This is a genomic window from Aliidiomarina quisquiliarum, from assembly GCF_023922585.1.
Taxonomy (GTDB): domain Bacteria; phylum Pseudomonadota; class Gammaproteobacteria; order Enterobacterales; family Alteromonadaceae; genus Aliidiomarina; species Aliidiomarina quisquiliarum.
In genome coordinates, this window is the sequence record NZ_JAMFTN010000052.1 from 43,933 (window position 1) to 60,718 (window position 16,786).

17 protein-coding genes are annotated in these 16,786 nt (G+C 47.2%); 10 read left to right on the forward strand and 7 right to left on the reverse strand.

Features of this window, described 5'->3' with window-relative positions; genetic code table 11:
- The 6 genes from M1L23_RS13795 (at nucleotide 1) to M1L23_RS13820 (ending at nucleotide 4,422) form a co-directional block, all read left to right on the forward strand.
- Nucleotides 1-909: a bile acid:sodium symporter family protein gene (locus M1L23_RS13795; protein ID WP_252628015.1), complete on the forward strand. Its 909-nt coding sequence runs from the start codon at nucleotides 1-3 to the stop codon at nucleotides 907-909.
- Nucleotides 906-1,841 carry an SDR family oxidoreductase gene (locus M1L23_RS13800; protein ID WP_252628016.1) on the forward strand — a complete coding sequence of 312 codons (936 nt, stop codon included), beginning with the start codon at nucleotides 906-908 and terminating at the stop codon, nucleotides 1,839-1,841. The genes M1L23_RS13795 and M1L23_RS13800 overlap by 4 nt, the downstream gene beginning before the upstream one ends.
- A gap of 50 nt (nucleotides 1,842-1,891) precedes the next feature.
- Nucleotides 1,892-2,617 (forward strand): sulfite exporter TauE/SafE family protein, encoded by a 726-nt coding sequence (locus M1L23_RS13805; protein WP_252628017.1) that lies wholly within the window; start codon nucleotides 1,892-1,894, stop codon nucleotides 2,615-2,617.
- Between the two features lie 93 nt (nucleotides 2,618-2,710).
- Nucleotides 2,711-2,863, forward strand: coding sequence for a DUF3149 domain-containing protein (locus M1L23_RS13810; protein WP_252628018.1), 153 nt, complete (start codon nucleotides 2,711-2,713; stop codon nucleotides 2,861-2,863).
- Nucleotides 2,864-2,869: 6 nt separating this feature from the next.
- Nucleotides 2,870-3,865, forward strand: coding sequence for an asparaginase (locus M1L23_RS13815; protein ID WP_252628019.1), 996 nt, complete (start codon nucleotides 2,870-2,872; stop codon nucleotides 3,863-3,865).
- A gap of 116 nt (nucleotides 3,866-3,981) precedes the next feature.
- A complete protein-coding gene (locus M1L23_RS13820) occupies nucleotides 3,982-4,422 on the forward strand; it encodes a YcgN family cysteine cluster protein (RefSeq protein WP_252628020.1) in 441 nt (146 codons plus the stop codon).
- Between the two features lie 44 nt (nucleotides 4,423-4,466).
- On the opposite strand, the gene M1L23_RS13825 is transcribed toward M1L23_RS13820, so the two are convergent.
- Nucleotides 4,467-5,669, reverse strand: coding sequence for a BaiN/RdsA family NAD(P)/FAD-dependent oxidoreductase (locus tag M1L23_RS13825; protein WP_252628021.1), 1,203 nt, complete (start codon nucleotides 5,667-5,669; stop codon nucleotides 4,467-4,469).
- 126 nt (nucleotides 5,670-5,795) lie between these two features.
- Complete coding sequence (locus M1L23_RS13830) at nucleotides 5,796-7,244, reverse strand: YfcC family protein (RefSeq protein WP_252628022.1); 1,449 nt, start codon at nucleotides 7,242-7,244, stop codon at nucleotides 5,796-5,798.
- Nucleotides 7,245-7,376: 132 nt separating this feature from the next.
- Between M1L23_RS13830 and M1L23_RS13835 the strand changes: the two genes are divergently transcribed.
- The 3 genes from M1L23_RS13835 to M1L23_RS13845 are packed head-to-tail and all read left to right on the forward strand — an operon-like array spanning nucleotide 7,377 to nucleotide 9,492.
- On the forward strand, nucleotides 7,377-8,261 hold the full coding sequence (locus M1L23_RS13835; RefSeq protein ID WP_252628023.1) for a Dam family site-specific DNA-(adenine-N6)-methyltransferase: 885 nt from the start codon (nucleotides 7,377-7,379) through the stop codon (nucleotides 8,259-8,261).
- The gene (locus tag M1L23_RS13840; protein ID WP_252628024.1) at nucleotides 8,258-8,710 is read left to right on the forward strand and encodes a GNAT family N-acetyltransferase; all 453 of its coding nucleotides are present in this window, start codon (nucleotides 8,258-8,260) and stop codon (nucleotides 8,708-8,710) included. The genes M1L23_RS13835 and M1L23_RS13840 overlap by 4 nt, the downstream gene beginning before the upstream one ends.
- Nucleotides 8,707-9,492: a class I SAM-dependent methyltransferase gene (locus M1L23_RS13845; RefSeq protein WP_252628025.1), complete on the forward strand. Its 786-nt coding sequence runs from the start codon at nucleotides 8,707-8,709 to the stop codon at nucleotides 9,490-9,492. The genes M1L23_RS13840 and M1L23_RS13845 overlap by 4 nt, the downstream gene beginning before the upstream one ends.
- Before the next feature lies 1 nt (nucleotide 9,493).
- Here M1L23_RS13845 and M1L23_RS13850 read toward each other — a convergent pair whose 3' ends face one another.
- From M1L23_RS13850 to M1L23_RS13870, 5 genes are all read right to left on the reverse strand, one after another.
- Complete coding sequence (locus M1L23_RS13850) at nucleotides 9,494-11,089, reverse strand: AAA family ATPase (protein WP_252628026.1); 1,596 nt, start codon at nucleotides 11,087-11,089, stop codon at nucleotides 9,494-9,496.
- A gap of 46 nt (nucleotides 11,090-11,135) precedes the next feature.
- On the reverse strand, nucleotides 11,136-12,203 hold the full coding sequence (gene aroB, locus M1L23_RS13855; protein ID WP_252628027.1) for a 3-dehydroquinate synthase: 1,068 nt from the start codon (nucleotides 12,201-12,203) through the stop codon (nucleotides 11,136-11,138).
- Between the two features lie 59 nt (nucleotides 12,204-12,262).
- Nucleotides 12,263-12,781 (reverse strand): shikimate kinase AroK, encoded by a 519-nt coding sequence (aroK, locus tag M1L23_RS13860; protein ID WP_252628028.1) that lies wholly within the window; start codon nucleotides 12,779-12,781, stop codon nucleotides 12,263-12,265.
- A gap of 130 nt (nucleotides 12,782-12,911) precedes the next feature.
- Nucleotides 12,912-13,439 (reverse strand): hypothetical protein, encoded by a 528-nt coding sequence (locus M1L23_RS13865; RefSeq protein WP_252628029.1) that lies wholly within the window; start codon nucleotides 13,437-13,439, stop codon nucleotides 12,912-12,914.
- Nucleotides 13,432-14,085 carry a hypothetical protein gene (locus M1L23_RS13870; protein WP_252628030.1) on the reverse strand — a complete coding sequence of 218 codons (654 nt, stop codon included), beginning with the start codon at nucleotides 14,083-14,085 and terminating at the stop codon, nucleotides 13,432-13,434. The genes M1L23_RS13865 and M1L23_RS13870 overlap by 8 nt, the downstream gene beginning before the upstream one ends.
- Before the next feature lie 103 nt (nucleotides 14,086-14,188).
- Between M1L23_RS13870 and M1L23_RS13875 the strand changes: the two genes are divergently transcribed.
- On the forward strand, nucleotides 14,189-16,774 hold the full coding sequence (locus M1L23_RS13875) for a penicillin-binding protein 1A (RefSeq protein ID WP_252628031.1): 2,586 nt from the start codon (nucleotides 14,189-14,191) through the stop codon (nucleotides 16,772-16,774).
- Nucleotides 16,775-16,786 lie beyond the last annotated feature (12 nt).

The following is a 16,786-nucleotide window of genomic DNA, read 5'->3' on the forward strand; positions in this document are numbered from 1 at the left end:
ATGCTTGATCACGTCACTATTCAGTTTGATCCAAGCAATTTGCTTATTTTAAACCTGATTATGGCATTAATGATGTTTGGTGTGTCGTTGGGGTTAAAAACAAGCGACTTCAGCGCTATTTTAAAAGCGCCCAAGGCACCAATAACTGGCTTACTGGCGCAGTTTTTACTTTTACCCGCGGCTACCTATGGCTTTATTCTCCTAGCAACGCCCGACCCAGGCTTAGCTTTAGGTATGATGCTGGTGTCGGCCTGCCCAGGTGGTAGTTTTTCCAATATTATGACCTTTATAGCTAGGGGTAATGTGGCCACGTCCGTGTCCATGACGGCTATTTCCAGCGTGGGCGCCTTAGTGTTAACACCGTTTAATTTTCTTTTTTACGCTAATGCCTATGAACCTACGCGCAACTTAGTCGACGCCATTGCCATGGACAGCAGCCAAATATTCATGCTTATATTTCTCGTGCTAGGTATACCGCTGGCGCTTGGTATGCTTACAGGGCGTAAATTTCCACAGTTACTAAAACGTATCGAACAACCCATGCGTTGGGTGGCGTTAGCTGTATTTCTGTTATTTGTAATAATTGCCTTTAAAGCCAACTTTAAACTGTTTATTACGCACTATGCGGCCTTCATAGGGCTGGTGATTGCGCACAATAGCTTGGCACTAGGGTTAGGTTATGGGTTAGCACGTTTAACGCGTCAGTCAGCGGCAGATGTTCGTGCGGTAACATTAGAAGTAGGCATACAAAATTCAGGCTTGGGGTTAATTATTTTATTTACCTTCATGAGCAACCAAGGCGGCGCTATTCTTATTGCCGCATTTTGGGGCGTTTGGCATATTGTTAGTGGTTTAACCCTGAGTACGTTTTGGTCGAAACGTGCCTTGCCGCACAAGGACCTAATATGATCCGGGTACTTATTACCGGTGCCGCCGGTTATATTGGCAGGCTGCTGGGGGCAAAATTACAACAAGCAGCTGTATATGTAGTGGGCATTGATCGAGCCATACCAAAGGCCGCTAGCGTTAGCTTTCCGGTACAACAACTTGATATTCGCGACCCAAGCTTGGCTACTGTTATGGCGCAGCACAGCATTACTCATGTGGTGCATTTAGCTTCAATTGTTAGCCCCGGTGGCAATGAAAAACGTGAATACGACATCGACGTAAATGGCACCCACAATGTTATTAACGCTTGCTTAGAAGCCAAGGTGCAACACTTAACCGTAACCAGTAGTGGTGCTGCTTACGGTTACCATGCCGACAATCCACGCTGGATTAAAGAAAGCGACCCATTGCGTGGTAATAAAGAGTTTTCATATAGCCGACATAAACGGGCCGTGGAAGAGTTGCTGGCGCACTATCGCAAGGGGCACCCAGAACTAAAGCAACTGATATTACGGCCAGGTACAGTGCTTGGCGCAGAAACCAACAATATGATTACTGAACTTTTTAGCCGACCACGCATGTTAGCCATTCGGGGGTCAAGCTCGCCCTTTGTATTTATTTGGGATCAAGACTTAGTGGCCATTTTACTTCAAGGGGTTTTAAGCAGCCAGCAAGGTTGTTTTAACGTGGCGGGCGACGGCGCGGTAACCGTTAGCGAATTAGCAGCAATAATGCACAAGCCAGTTCAGCAAGTTCCAGCATGGTTGTTGCGTAGCCTGCTGTGGTTAACCCATAGCCTAAAGTTAACCAAAGTGGGGCCAAACCATGTGCTATTTCTTCGTTATCGGCCAGTGCTAGCCAATACGGCCTTGAAAGAAACCTTTGGTTATACCCCCACTAAAACCAGCCGAGAAGTGTTCGAATTATTCTGGCGTGGGCAGCATAATGGCTAAAGTTCTTTTTCAAATGTACGCAGGTAAGCACATTAACAAGAGCAGAGCACATGGCCATTGAGTGGGTTTTATTAGGTGTTTTTATTTGGATAGCGTTTACCAGCGAAGCTATAACCGGCTTTGGTAGTATTGTTATAGCCGTAGCCTTGGGTAGCATGCTGTTCCCCATTCCAACCTTACTGCCTATTTTGGTACCGCTAAGTGTAGTGATGACCACCACACTTATTGTGAAGTTTTATCGCGACATTAACTTTCGTTTATTATTACGCCGAATTTTACCGTTTATAGCAGCGGGCATGGCACTAGGTATCGTACTGCTTGAAGTATTAAGTGCCGACTCATTAAAATTAATATTTGCTGCACTTATAGTATGGTTTGCCGGCCGAGAACTATACAAAATGCATCGTGGGTTGGTAATAAAAGCCAAACCAAGTTGGTGGCAGCCACTATGGACCTTTTTTGCGGGTATAACCCATGGTTTGTTCGCCTCGGGCGGACCTTTACTGGTGTATTCGTTAAATAGCGAAAACGTACCAAAAGCGCAGTTTCGAGCCACGCTAGTAAGTGTTTGGTTTGGGCTTAATGTGGTTTATGCTTCGGTTATGTTTATGCAAGGCAAAATACAACCGGTGTTACCACAAGTAGCCAGCTACTTACCTGTGTTAGCGTTGTCTTTTTGGGTGGGGCATAGTTTGCATAAGCGCGTGTCAGAAACACAGTTCAAAAAACTGGTGTATTGGTTATTGCTGCTTTCTGCCGCAACCATGTTCATTTAAGGTCTATAATTAGCTAAGTTTATTGATCTTAGTCATAACGCCAAAGTGGGTAGGGCTTTATACTAACGTTATATATTGATTAGGAGTGAAGCGATGAGCTTTTTAAAGGAATACATTAGCAACCCAATTTTTTTCTTTACCTTTACTGGGTTAGCTATTTTAATTGGCATGTTCATATTTTTTGGCTGGTACTTTTGGCATAAAACCAACCAAGCGGTCAAAGAAATAGAAAGTAAAACCAAATAGCCTTCTGTGGAACAATTACCGAAGGTATTACTGGTGGCGATGGGTGGTACTATTTCTGCGCACCATCCGCGGCGCTGCGAACTGCGGCAGTACCGCACAGGGCACTACAGTGGCCAAGAGCTAGTGGACGCTTTACCTGAACTGCAAGCAATAGCGCAAGTAAAAGTAAAACAGCTCGATAACATAACCAGTACCGGCATTACCTTTCAGCACTGGGTTGAACTTAAACAGCTGCTTGAGCGTGCTGCAACTGAAAACTTTAGCGGTGTTGTTATTACCCATGGCACTAACACCCTCGAAGAAACTGCATATTTTCTGCATTTAACCTTAAATACCGAAATGCCAGTGGTTTTTACTGGCTCTCAGCGCCCTTTCTCGGCACTTAGCAGCGACGCTGCACTTAATCTAATCAATGCCGTGCGAGTAGCAGCCGAGCCCAGCTGTGTTGGGTTAGGCGTGTTAGTGGCCATGAATGACAAGGTTTATTCCGCCCGCGATGTGAGCAAAACCCACAGTTACCATGTGGAAAGTTTTCAAGCATTAAACACAGGCCCATTAGGCACTATCGACGCTGATCGCCAAATTCGAATTCACGCTAAGCCATTACGAAAGCACACAATAAACTCTAAGTTTACGAGCAAAATAACGGCGACAGAGCCTTACATACCCATTTTATATTCGTACGCTGGCGCCGATCAGCGCTTACTCGACAGCTTACTTGCCATGCATAAACCAGCCGGTTTAGTTATTGCTGGTACAGGAGCTGGCCGCTGCTCACCCTTGGAAGAGCAAGCATTGCACCGTGCAGTGCAGTTAAACATACCTATTGTAATGAGCAGTCGACTAGCCAGCGGGCGTATTTTAAGCTTGGAAAGCTACGACCACCTGCAACTTATAACCGCCGACAACTTGCCTCCGCAAAAAGCGAGAATATTGCTTATGTTGTGTTTAATGCAAGAACTCCCAATTGCTGAAGTACAGTACTGCTTTGACAATCATTAAATAGCCAGCAAAATCTACGAAAAATTCGTTTAAAAGGCAAAAATTGGATTATTTGTTCCGATTGTCGTTTAATTGCGCGCATTATTTCACTAACAGAGGTGTGAGGAAAGCGCGCAGTGAGAGAGTTGTTTTGGGAGCGGTATTCCCTGGGAGAGCTCAACAAGAAAGAGTGGGAGTCGTTGTGTGACGGTTGTGGTCAATGTTGCTTAGAGCGCTATGTTGGCGACGATAACAAAGTAACCGTGTATAGCATTGCCTGTGAACTATTAGACATTGAACAAAGCCGCTGTAAAAGTTACGAAAAAAGGCTGACAAAAGTACCGAGTTGTCATCAATTAACACCTTCAAACGTGCCAAAGTATAATTGGCTACCAGAAACTTGCGCTTACCGTGTTATCCATCGTGGCGAAGCGCTGCCTAAGTGGCATCCGTTACTTACCGGCAACCGAAACAAAATGAAGAAAAAAGGCATTAAAGTGTCGAGCTATGCTGTGCCAGCAAAGCAAGTAGCACGGCGGAAAATGTCGAACTATATTATTGCCCGCTGGAAGGTTTAATAATGAAAGGCCTTACGTACAGCCGTGCCTTAAACATCGCTAGGTTAAACCGACTGCCCTGCCACCCAGGCCGAGCTCCACGCCCATTGGAAGTTGTAGCCACCCAGCCAACCGGTTACGTCGAGTACTTCACCAATAAAGAACAAGCCAGGTTGCAGCTTGCTTTCCATGGTTTTTGAGCTCACTTCGTTTACGTTCACGCCGCCTAAGGTCACTTCGGCGGTACGGTAGCCTTCGGTGCCGTTAGGTTTTACTTGCCAGTGTTCGAGGGTGTGAGCAATGTGTTCAAATTCAGCGTTGCTGTGATCGGCTAAATTTTTGTTTTTCCAGCCCTGTTGATCGCACAGGGTTTGTGCCAAACGTTTAGGAAACCACTGCTGTAGTAAACCGTACAGGCCTAACTTAGGTCGTTGTTGGCGGGTGCTTTGTAACTCGGCTAACACGTTTGCATTGGGGCGTAGGTTTACGCTAAAGGCTTCGCCGGGGTACCAGTAAGACGAGATCTGTAACATGGCGGGGCCACTTAAACCGCGGTGGGTAAACAGCATAGCTTCTGGAAAGCCAATGCGGTCGTTTTCAGCAACTACGTCGACGGACAAACCCGCCAGCTCGGCAAATTGCTCTTTTTCTTTATCGTGCATGGTAAAAGGCACTAAACCTGCCCGTACGGGTTCTATTTTATGGCCAAACTGTTCGGCAATTTTGTAGCCAAAGGGCGTTGCGCCAAGTTTAGGCATGGAAAGGCCACCAGTGGCTATCACCAGCTTGCCGCACGTGTAGTCGCCTTGCGAAGTTTCTAATTTATATTGCTCATTGGCATACGCCACATTTAATACTTCAGTGCGCAATTGCACGGTAGTGCCGGCAAGCTGGCATTCTTTCACCAGCATACGAACTAAGTCTTTGGCGCTATCGTCGCAAAATAACTGACCCAGTGTTTTTTCGTGCCAAGGAATACCATGTTTGTCGACCATGGCAATAAAGTCCCACTGGGTATACCGGCTGAGTGCCGACTTACAAAAGTGCGGGTTACCTGAAATAAAGTTTTCAGGAGTGGTGTACATATTGGTGAAGTTGGAGCGGCCGCCACCGGAAATTAGAATTTTGCGGCCCGCTTGTTTACCGTGATCAAGTAATAGCGTGCGCTTACCTTGGTACGCCGCCGTAGCAGCGCACATAAGCCCAGCCGCACCTGCGCCAATTACAATAACGTCGTAGGAGTTTTTACACTGAGGCGATTGGGGCATAGCGAAGGGCTCACAAGGTTACAAAAAGAGCGCGTATGATAGCAGAATAAATGTGGCTTGAATGAACAAAAAGGCGCCCAGCAAGATGAGTTGCCGAGCGCCAAATAATAACTTAAAGCCAACTGGTTAGCTTAAGCGAGCGTTGTCCACTAAATGTACCGCTGCTTGAATGGGCTCTTGCAAGCCGGCCCCATAACCAAAAATTACCGCCAGCACTAACACTACCGCCGCAGCTAGCATCATTTTAGCCAGTAGCGGCATACAAAACTTAAACCAGCGGTCATAAGGAACGCCAGCAATGCCGATAATACCCATTAGCACGGCATTGGTTGGCACTATCATGTTCGAGAAACCGTCGCCAAACTGGTACGCTAATACAGCAACTTGGCGCGGTATGCCAACTAAGTCACTCAGTGGCGCCATTAACGGCATGGTAACGAAGGCTTGGCCCGAGCCTGAAGGTACAAACAGGTTTAGAATAGTTTGAATTACCAGCATGCCAACGGCAGAAATAGCTGCAGGCACATGGCTTAAAGGCATGGCAAGGCCGTTTACAATGCTATGGAGTATTTGGCCGTCTTCTAAAATAAGTGCAATACCACGAGCAACACCAATTAATACCGCGGTGCTGGTGAGGTCTTTAACGCCTTCAATAAAGCTTTCTGAAGCTTCGTCGAACGACAAACGGCCTAACACGGTAATAAGCAAGCCCCAGCCAACAAAGCAGGCACCAAGCTCATAAAGGTACCAACCGTATTGGGAAATACCCCAAATAGCGATACCAACCGTGGCTAAAAAGGTTGCTAAAATAACTCGGTGGCGGGCATTCAATTGTGGATAATCAATTTTTTCTTGGCCATCAAGTGGGCAAGGCAAGTCGGCTACCATTGAATTTGCTGGGTCGGCTTTCACTTTTTTGGCGTAGCTCCACACATGATGAAAACCAATAAGTACAAAAGGTACAAAAATAACTAAACGTAGCCATACGCCCGAATATAGCGGAATGCCAGCAATGTCTTGGGCAATAAGCACAGTAAACGGGTTAAAGGCCGACACTCCGTAACCAACGCCGTAACCAGCTATGGTCATACCTACGGCTGTCATACTGTCAAGCCGCATAGCCTTACACAGAGCAACTAAAATAAGCACGAAAGGAATATATTCCCCAGCAGTACCAATGGCACTCGACGCTAAGGCAAAAAAGAATACCACCATGAAAATAAGCTTTTCAGGGGCTTCGCGGTGTTTACCTAACAAGTTGCCAATAAGTGCGTCTACAGTGCCGGTTTTGCGCGCTATAGCTAACACCCCGCCGACAATAAAGACAAAGAAGATAATGTCTTGGGCCGCGGCAAAGGCCCGTGGTACAGCGGTTAGTAACTCCCAAGGAGTAAGGAAGTGGCGCTCTGTTGAAAGTTCAAAAGTGTTGGGAATAACCACGCTGCGGCCGGCGTCGTTAACAAAGGTTTGGAAAAAACCTTGCGGCACAATCCAGGTCGCAATAAGCGCGATAACCATCATGCCAAACAATAATGTTAAGGTATGAGGAACTTTAAAGTTCTTAAATGCTTTCATGGGTGAAAGGCCTTTCTAGTAATTTATTTGCAGAGACGGATAATACTAGCTTAAGCCCATAACGCAACCAAGGTTATCGTTGTGGCATAAAACACGATACAATCAGCGGAAAATAGTAATCTAGATGGTGGCATGAAAAAACAACGCGCATTTCTGAAGTGGGCTGGGGGCAAGTTTACCCTTGCCGATGCAATTCGTCGCGTTTTACCACCTGGCGAAAAGCTTATTGAGCCTTTTGTTGGCGCAGGCTCGGTATTTTTAAATACCGACTATGACAAGTACCTGCTCAACGATATTAACCCCGATCTTATTAACCTGTACCGAACCTTAAAACGTCGGCCGCGCACCTATATTAACGATGCGCGCGACTTGTTTGTGCCTGAAACAAATACAGCCGACGCATTTTATGCCTTACGGGCCCAGTTTAATGCCAGCTCCGATATTTACGAACGCTCGCTGTTGTTTTTATACTTGAATAGGCATGGTTATAACGGTTTATGTAGGTACAACGCCAGTGGCGGCTTTAACGTGCCGTTTGGGCGCTACAAAAAGCCTTATTTTCCTGAGGCAGAGCTGGAATTCTTTGCTGAAAAGTCGAGTAAGGCCACTTTTACCTGCGAGCCGTTCCAAGACAGCTTTCGGCGTGCTCGCAAAGGCAACGTGGTGTATTGCGACCCTCCTTACTTGCCGCTAAGCCCCACGGCAAGCTTTACCAGCTACGCTGCCCGTGGCTTTAGTTTTGAAGAGCAAGCCCTGTTGGCTAAAAAAGCTAAGCATGCGTCGCGCTATCGCCATATACCGGTGCTACTTTCAAACCACGATACCGACGAAGCGCGGCATTTATACCAAGGCGCCGAGTTAACCACACTGCAAGTGAGTCGTTTTATTAGCCAAAATGGCGCAACTCGGCGTAAAGTAGCCGAATTGTTGGCATACTTTCCGGCAGGCGGGGTAGTACTCCAGCCTAACGCTGAACCCAGCACCGGCATTATTAAAAAAGGTAGGAAAAGTAAATGACCCCAACTTGGCATATCAAACCATTTGCAGAACTTACAAAAACCGAGCTGTACGACATTCTTCGTGCCCGCCAAGATGTGTTTGTGGTAGAGCAATCGTGCCCCTATAACGACATCGACGGCAATGACGACCAATGGGTGCACGTGTTTGCGAAGCAAAATGAAAAAATATTGGCCTACGCTAGGTTGCGTTTTGAAAATGCTAAACAACAGCCGATAGCACGAGTAGGCCGTGTACTTGTGGTTATGCCAGCGCGGCATAAAGGGCTAGCCCGCCAGTTAATGCAACGCTGCATAGATCATATTCACGCCACAGCCCCAAACCGGCCTATTCAGCTTAGCGCCCAATGTTACTTAATCGACTTTTATCGCTCACTAGGCTTTGTTGAAGTGGGTTATGAGTATTTAGAAGACGATATTCCCCACCACGATATGGAATGGCGCCCGTGACCATAGCACTGGTAACCGACATACCTGAGTTAACGGCAGCTGCGGCTACCTTGGCGCAGGCCTACGGTATGCCTAACGAACTGCCTGAAAATGCTACAGAACATGAATTTTATTTAGAGTTAACCCTCGACGGACTTGAACTGGTGTGGCATTCGCGCCCCGACTTGCAGCCGTTGCAGCTTAGTTTTACTCATGGCCCACAGGCTTGGCGGCAGCAACAAGGCGGCGGCAGGCAGGAAGCTGTGGTTCGGGCACTAGGCATTGCTAAAGGTTTTCGGCCAACAGTGCTAGACGCCACTGCAGGCTTAGGGCGTGACGGTATGATGCTAGCCCATGCAGGTTGCAAGGTTTACTTATTAGAGCGCCATCCAGCGGTTCATGCGCTGCTCGACCAGGCCGTGGTGCATGCCCAACAAGATGAACGAATAGGTGCGTGGGTAAAAGAGCGGGTAACGGTACTACCCAGAGGTAGCTTGATCGACACCGAAGTGTTGTCGGCGGCATTCCAAGACTTAAAACCCGCAGCAATTTACTTAGATCCGATGTTTCCCGAGCGAGGCAAAGCAGCGGCGGTTAAGAAAGACATGCAAATGCTACAAGCGTTAGTAGGTGGCGACAGTGACGCCGACCGCTTATTACCAGCGGCGCTTGCTTTAGCAACTCACCGTGTAGTAGTAAAGCGCCCTGCCGCAGCGCCATTTCTGAGCGGGCAAAAACCTTCTAGCCAAATTACTACCAAAAAGCATCGTTTCGATGTTTATGTTAAACATGCCTACAGTTAAATTATTCTTCAGTAACTACGGCTAGCTCATTGTGAATCCAACTAACGGGTTTTGCCCATGGTTGTAGGGCTTGCACGCTACTTGGCAGGCTTGCAACTGCGGCTCGTGCTTCGTCTAACGAGGTGTAGTTGCCGGTAACTACAACATACCAGCTACGATTGTTTTTTAGTGTGTGGTACACCTTAAGGTTTGTATAGTCTACGTTGTTTAAAAACCGATTAAGTGCTGCTTGGCTGGTTACGGTGCCTAATTGCAACACCACTTGACTTGCCGGGGCAGCTAAAAAATAAGCGTTATCATGGGACACAAGCCAAGGGTTTTCGTTCACATTTGGGTTTGGTGTTGCGGTACTTGTTGCTGGTTCTGTTTTGGTGGGCTCGTTTACTTCGGGTTCATTTACTTCAGGCCCACTTGTCGTTGTTGGCTTAGCAATTAAATTAAGTGCTATTTCACGATCAGACTCAAAGCTTCGCGCCGCTTCTGTTAGCTTCGGTAGGGCGTCGTCGTAACTCATTACCACTTGGCCTTCACCTTGTTCAAGCACCGACTTAGGCGCCGCCTCCGCGTTTGTTTCACCCAATCTGTCAGAAGTCAATGTTTGTGCGGGCTCCAGCGGCTCTGGTTCTGACCCCAACGCTTCAGAATCCGAAAAAGTTGCTTCTGACCCCAACGTTTTACTAGGGGGTATGAGGGTGTCTTTGTTTAGCCAAATAGCGGTGGCAGCGGCAATAAGCAAAGCCACTACAGCCATAATTGAAAATAGCTTCATGCCATTACGTTTGGGTATGTTAGCAGAGCTTTTTTGTGAACTAGGCTTGGTTGGTTTGTTGGGGCTAGAAATTGCCACTTCATCGTCGGTTACTTTATAACGCGCGGCAGGTATGGGGTTAACAAGCTCTTGTAGCTGATTTTGAATAATACCCGGGTAGAGCAGGTTAGTGCCAATAGTGGCTTGAATACGAAAGCTATCCATGGCTAATGCTTTGCCCTTTTCGTGACCAAACAATAATGCCCGAGCAAAAGCTAGTGCTTCGGAATCTTCAAGCTCAGGAATAAGCACAATTTCCGGCTGCTCGCTAGTGTCACTAGGCGACACTTTGCGCTGCCTTGCAGCCCAGTCGGTAGTACCAGACACAATAACGCTAATCCGGTGTTTACCACCGGTAAAGCGACTATGCAGCACGAGTTCTTGTAGCTCGGCCACAATAGCCGGCTCGAGTGTATGGGCGTCGTCGACTACTAGCATTAAATGCTGTGGCTCTTCAGGAAGAGCGCGGCGAATTGTTTTACTTAAAGAGGCGTTGGGTTGGGCGCGGCTGTCAGAACTAATTTGTTGGAAAAGGCGCTCACGAACGTTTTCAATCGTTAACCGGGGTGTGGCACATAAATAGGCTAAGTTTGCGTAGTCTGAGGCTTGCTCAAGAAATACTTCAAGCAGAGTCGACTTACCCGCGCCTTCAGGGCCAGCCAGAATAACCATGCTGGTATGAAAAGTAGTGAGGTAATGCAATTGTTCCAATAGCTTTTGCTGGCTCGGCATAATTTGTACCGGCACGGCTAATGGAGCTTGTGGTGTGTTTGTTACTGCGTCACTCATAGCTTATCCTGATCGATGGCACCCACGCAGCCTAGCTGCGAAGAAACTAAGTAAGTGTAACGCTGGCTTGTAACAATGTTTCGGGCACAGGCTCGGAAGTGATACGTGCAAAGCCTATACCCGTAGGTAAAATAAACCGCACCTGCCCTGCTTGTACTTTTTTATCTCGATATAAGCCCGCTTGCCAAGTGCTCCAGTTAATATTTGGTGCTTGTGTTGGCAAGCCCGCTGCGGCAACCAATTGCTGCACTCGACGTAAATCCGTCGTACTACACCAATTCATTACACTTGCTAAATAAGTTGCAATTACCATGCCAGCGGCCACAGCTTCACCATGTAGCCAGTTACCATAGCCTTGGTCATTTTCTATGACATGGCCAAAAGTATGGCCAAAATTTAATAAAGCACGCTGGCCTTGTTCGCGCTCGTCGTTGGCCACAATACGGGCTTTAATGGCGCAGCTAACGGCAATTGCATGCTGTAAGGCTTGTTCGTCACGCTTAAGCAAAGCTGGCATATTTTGCTCTAACCAGCCAAAAAACTCACTGTCGTCTATTACCCCATACTTAATAATTTCGGCAATGCCCGCTTTCAACTCCCGATCCGGCAATGTATGCAGCGTAGCGGTGTCGATAAGCACGCCGTCGGGCTGGTGAAAGGCCCCGATCATGTTTTTGCCTAGCGCATGATTCACTGCAGTTTTACCACCTACCGACGAGTCTACTTGCGCTAGTAAGGTTGTTGGCACCTGAATAAGCGACACGCCCCGTTGAAAGGTTGCAGCAACAAAACCAGCTAGATCGCCCACCACGCCACCGCCAAGTGCCAGAATAATGCCGTCGCGGTGCAAACCGCTGGCCATTACTGCGTCCAGGGCTTCGCTATAAGTGGTTAAGGTTTTATGTTGCTCACCATCGAGCATTATAAAATGGCCTTGGTATAAACTACCAAGTGCTTGGTGCACGGCATTAAAATATAGGGTTTCAACAGTAAAGTTTGAAATAACAAAAACCGGCCGCTGCAATAAAAGCAGCGACCTGATTTGTTCGAGAATAGTATTGCCGATAATTACGGGATAACGGCGAGTACCAAGCTCAACGGTAAGTTGTTTCATCGGATACTCCCTACGTTTTCAGCCGGTTTTTATGGCGATAGGAATGTCATAAACGCTAGTTAGAAACCTAGCTGTTCAATAATTTGGCTTGCAACAACTTTAGCGCTTTGGTCGTCAGTTTCTACGACTAAGTCAGCAATTTCTTCATAAAGAGGATCACGCTCTTTTGCTAGTTCTGCAAGCACTTCGCGTGGGTTTTCAGCATTCGCTATAAGCGGGCGCTTTTTATCGCGCTCGGTACGAGCAACTTGCTTGTCGAGTGTGGTTTTTAAGTACACCACAATACCTCGCGCCGATAAACGATTGCGATTTTCGCTGCTGATAATGGAACCACCGCCGGTCGCCAATACAATACCCATGTTTTCAGTGATCTCTTCGATCACCTTTTCTTCGCGAGCGCGAAAACCATCTTCACCTTCCAATTCAAATACCCAACTAATATCTGCGCCGGTACGGCGTTCAATTTCGGTATCAGAATCGAAAAAGTCTAAATGGAGGGATTTGGCGATTTGCCGTCCGATAGTGCTTTTGCCCGCACCCATGGGGCCAATCAGGAATATATTACGCTTCTCAGCCATAACTAGATTACGTCACTTCTTTTGAATCGCGATTACACACAAATGATGAGTGTCTATCCACCCCTGTACCTGTGAAAAAAGACACCAGATTATCGCAATTTAAGGGGGCTGGCGCAACCAGTACGGGTTTTTAATACCTTAAGGGCTGATTAGGCGGTGCTTTTATGGCTTGTATTACGTTGCAAAGAAACTCTTGGTGCTGCCAAGTAATTGAATGTTTATCAATGCTTTGCAGTACCCACTTCGACTGCTCTAAATGCTGACCAAGGCTAACATGCAAATGTCGGCCTAAAGGCGAGCGCAACACCAGTAACTCACCCTGTTGCTGCCATAAAACAGCAGTTATTTGATAGTCAGGGGGCGTTAAGTCGGCACAGGGGTTGGGTTTATCGAGCAGCTGGGGGGTGCTATCAAGCGTGGTATAATTAGGCTCCTCGGTGGTGGGTGCGGGCATTAGGGCAGGTACTTCAGGTGCTATTAGCTCGGGCATAACTTTAATGGGCTGGGTTATTATCGGTTCAGCCGTAGTTGAAGCGGTGGTTAATGCATACCGCAGCTGTAAGAAGCCCAAAACGACACAAGCGCAGGCAATAGTAGAATAAAGCCACCGTTGCTGCGCTTGTTTACGAGCGTAAACAGGAGTGATCAAGTTATGCATATATGTAACCTAGCCCGGTGGCAGCTAAGCACACCGCCTGTTTGGCAGCAATAGGGTCGGGAAGCACGGTCATGCCGGTGTACTGTGGTGCTAAATGGTTATCTAAGCTAACTAAACGTTCCGGGTTAATATAACTAACAGCGTTCGGTACACAGCCAGCTTTGTTTAAGGGCTGCAAATAATGATGTAGGTCTACCATTTTCACCAATAAAAATACACAAGCACTGCCCTGTAGGCATACGTCCCAGCGCCACTCATTTAAATTGTAGCCTGCATCGGCTAGTGCCGCTGCGGCCCACTGGCCAGTGAGTTTTAATGTGTTGGGCTTTTCTACAATAAGTGTTTCATATAACCTTTCAGGGAGTTGTAAAGAAACAAATGGCTTTTTAATCATGGGTATAGGCGTTGTTTTTAAAATAACCTGGTTTAAATTGGAACTTATGAGCTCAGCCAAGCTCATATGATTGTGTGTGTAAATTGGACGCTGGCAGAGCATCACCACCTTAGTGCTCTGCCGGTCGGCCAGTATCGAGTTACCTTTTCTGTTTCGCCTACTTTTATAACCTATTAGCCATGCGCTTGTTAACCAGCGTTCACCAACCACAAAGCCAACCGCAACATTATTTTTAGTCCAACTAAATAACATTCCATTTACCTATGCATTAAAGTTAAAGTGGATAACGGTTAAAGTTAGTTCAAAAACCACCTATAATGCGGCTGTATTTCATAGGGTAATAACGGAAAAATTTGTGCTAAGACTTTTAAAATGGCTGTTTGTTGGCTTCTTTGCGTTCGGCATATTAGGTGTTGGAGCTATTGTAGGGCTTTATTTTTACGTTAAGCCTGATCTGCCAAGTGTTGAAACACTCCGCGACGTGCGTTTTCAAACGCCTATGCAGGTGTTCACCAAGGATGGCAAACTAATCTCACAATTTGGTGAGCAGCGCCGCATTCCCGTTACTTTTGAAGAGCTGCCCAAGCAGCTTATTGACGCCGTATTAGCAACGGAAGACGCCCGTTTTTATGAGCATTTTGGTATCGACCCTATCGGAGTTGTGCGAGCGTTTAGTGTTTTGCTTTCTACCGGCGAAATAAAGGAAGGAGCCAGTACCATTACTATGCAGGTGGCGCGAAATTTCTTTTTAACCCGCGACAAAGTATGGACCCGAAAAATAAAAGAAGCTTTTATTGCGCTGCATATTGAAAGCTTACTTAGCAAAGAAGAAATTATTACCCTTTATATGAATAAGCCAGGTTTAGGCCACCGAGCTTTTGGCGTTGCTGCCGCCGCGCAGGTGTATTACGGCCGCTCATTAAATGAATTAACACTAGCTGAATTAGCTACAATAGCGGGTTTGTTTCAAGCCCCTTCAGCCCAAAACCCCATTAGCAACCCAGCTCGGGCATTGCAGCGCCGGCGAGTGGTATTACGGCGTATGCTCGATACAGGGGTTATTACGCAAGAAGAATATGAAGTTGCCTATAACGCCCCGGTAACGGGCTCGTACCATGTGGCCAAAATAGAAGTAAGTGCGCCTTATGTAGCGGAAATGGTACGCCAAGAAATGGTCGACCGTTATGGTGAAGAAAAAGCATATAACAGCGGTATGCGTGTTTACACAACGGTAACCACGGCTGCACAAGAAGCAGCAGAGTCGGCGTTGCGCGAAAATCTGCATGAATATGACGAGCGCCATGGCTACCGCGGCGCGGTGGTTAAGTTATGGGGCTACGACGCCGCAGAAGTTAATAGCTTAAAGGTGGGTGGTGCAATGGACAGCGCTACGTTACAAACCATTCAAACGCACCAAGGGCAGCCTTGGGACAACGCCACTATACAGCAGCACTTAAACCGTCAGCCACGGTATGGCCGATTAATTTCAGCTGTGGTTTTAGAAGTTAAAGAGCAAACTGCCGACGTTATGCTACGTGGGGGCGAACGGGTAACCTTACCTTGGCAGGCTATAGACTGGGCTCGGCAGTTTCTAGATCACGACCGGCAAGGGCGAGCACCACAAACAGCCGCCGAAATACTTACCGCCGGAGACCAAATTTGGGTTCGAGAAGTAGGCAACGAACTGCGTTTAGCGCAATTGCCTGGACCAAGTTCGGCGGTGGTTGGCTTAGATCCACAAACCGGAGCAGCACAAGCCATTGTAGGTGGGTATAGTTTTAACGAAAGCCAATATAACCGCGCTATGCAGGCAAAACGTCAGGTAGGCTCAACCATTAAGCCCTTTATATATGCGGCAGCTCTAGACAATGGCTTTACCTTATCAACCTTGGTGAACGACGCCCCAATTACCCAATGGAACCCAGGCACCAATTCTGCTTGGCGGCCCCGTAATTCGCCAGAAGTATACGACGGGCCTATTCGGTTACGGGAAGCTATTGCCCGCTCTAAAAACGTTGTGTCGGTGCGGTTATTACGCAGTTTAGGTGTTAATACCGTGGCCGATTATTTATTACGCTTTGGGTTTTCAGAAAATGATATTACCCGTAGCGAAGCCTTGTCGTTAGGCTCGGCTAGTTTTACCCCGATGGAAATGGCGCGTGGGTTTGCGGTGTTTGCTAATGGTGGGTTTTTAATTGAACCGTACTTTATTAGCCATATTAACGACGCCGACGGCAACGAAATATTTCGAGCTAAACCGGTATTAGCTTGCCTTGAATGCGAAGCCTTACAGCAACGGCTCGAGCAAGGCACAATTAGCCTAGAAGAGCTGAGTGAAGAGCAGCAACAACTACTTAATATACCTTTAGCTCCACGAGTTATTTCAGAACAAATCGCGTTTTTAATTAGCGACGCCCTTAGTTCATCTATTTGGGGTGGTGGCTCGTGGCCAAATAATACCGGCTGGAACGGCACTGCTTGGCGTGCTCAAGCATTACGCAACCGCAACATATCGGGTAAAACTGGTACTACCAACGAAGTCAAAGACGCGTGGTTTGCCGGCATTATGCGGGGTAGTGCCACTATTTTTTGGGTGGGCTACGACAACCTTGAAAATCGCTTAGGTCGAGTAACCTTAAACAGTAACTTAGGCCGTCAGCGCCAACCCATTGTGGGCTCTGACGCCGGTGGAACCACGGCGTTACCAGGTTGGGTGCGCTATATGAAAGATATACTGCCGCAGTTAGATACCAGCCCTTATATTTTGCCAGCTGGAATGACTTCGGCCCGCATTGATCAAAAATCAGGTCAGCTTTCTCGACGTACCGACTACACTAGTACCTTTGAGTATTTTATTCAGGGTACCGAACCAACTAAATTTGTTGAACAAGGCGAAACTGCCCCGCTTATTTTTGAAGACGTTGACAACGGGTTATTTTAATCGGGTCACGTA

What these genes read in the sequence shown, in the direction of transcription:
- M1L23_RS13810 (WP_252628018.1), top strand. Translation starts at nt 2,711, where the DNA reads ATGAGCTTTTTAAAGGAATACATTAGCAACCCAATTTTTTTCTTTACC.
- M1L23_RS13800 (WP_252628016.1), top strand. Translation starts at nt 906, where the DNA reads ATGATCCGGGTACTTATTACCGGTGCCGCCGGTTATATTGGCAGGCTG.
- M1L23_RS13835 (WP_252628023.1), top strand. Translation starts at nt 7,377, where the DNA reads ATGAAAAAACAACGCGCATTTCTGAAGTGGGCTGGGGGCAAGTTTACC.
- M1L23_RS13850 (WP_252628026.1), bottom strand. Translation starts at nt 11,089, where the DNA reads ATGAGTGACGCAGTAACAAACACACCACAAGCTCCATTAGCCGTGCCG.
- M1L23_RS13830 (WP_252628022.1), bottom strand. Translation starts at nt 7,244, where the DNA reads ATGAAAGCATTTAAGAACTTTAAAGTTCCTCATACCTTAACATTATTG.
- aroK (WP_252628028.1), bottom strand. Translation starts at nt 12,781, where the DNA reads ATGGCTGAGAAGCGTAATATATTCCTGATTGGCCCCATGGGTGCGGGC.
- M1L23_RS13795 (WP_252628015.1), top strand. Translation starts at nt 1, where the DNA reads ATGCTTGATCACGTCACTATTCAGTTTGATCCAAGCAATTTGCTTATT.
- M1L23_RS13870 (WP_252628030.1), bottom strand. Translation starts at nt 14,085, where the DNA reads ATGTTATTTAGTTGGACTAAAAATAATGTTGCGGTTGGCTTTGTGGTT.
- M1L23_RS13865 (WP_252628029.1), bottom strand. Translation starts at nt 13,439, where the DNA reads ATGCATAACTTGATCACTCCTGTTTACGCTCGTAAACAAGCGCAGCAA.
- M1L23_RS13805 (WP_252628017.1), top strand. Translation starts at nt 1,892, where the DNA reads ATGGCCATTGAGTGGGTTTTATTAGGTGTTTTTATTTGGATAGCGTTT.
- aroB (WP_252628027.1), bottom strand. Translation starts at nt 12,203, where the DNA reads ATGAAACAACTTACCGTTGAGCTTGGTACTCGCCGTTATCCCGTAATT.
- M1L23_RS13825 (WP_252628021.1), bottom strand. Translation starts at nt 5,669, where the DNA reads ATGCCCCAATCGCCTCAGTGTAAAAACTCCTACGACGTTATTGTAATT.
- M1L23_RS13840 (WP_252628024.1), top strand. Translation starts at nt 8,258, where the DNA reads ATGACCCCAACTTGGCATATCAAACCATTTGCAGAACTTACAAAAACC.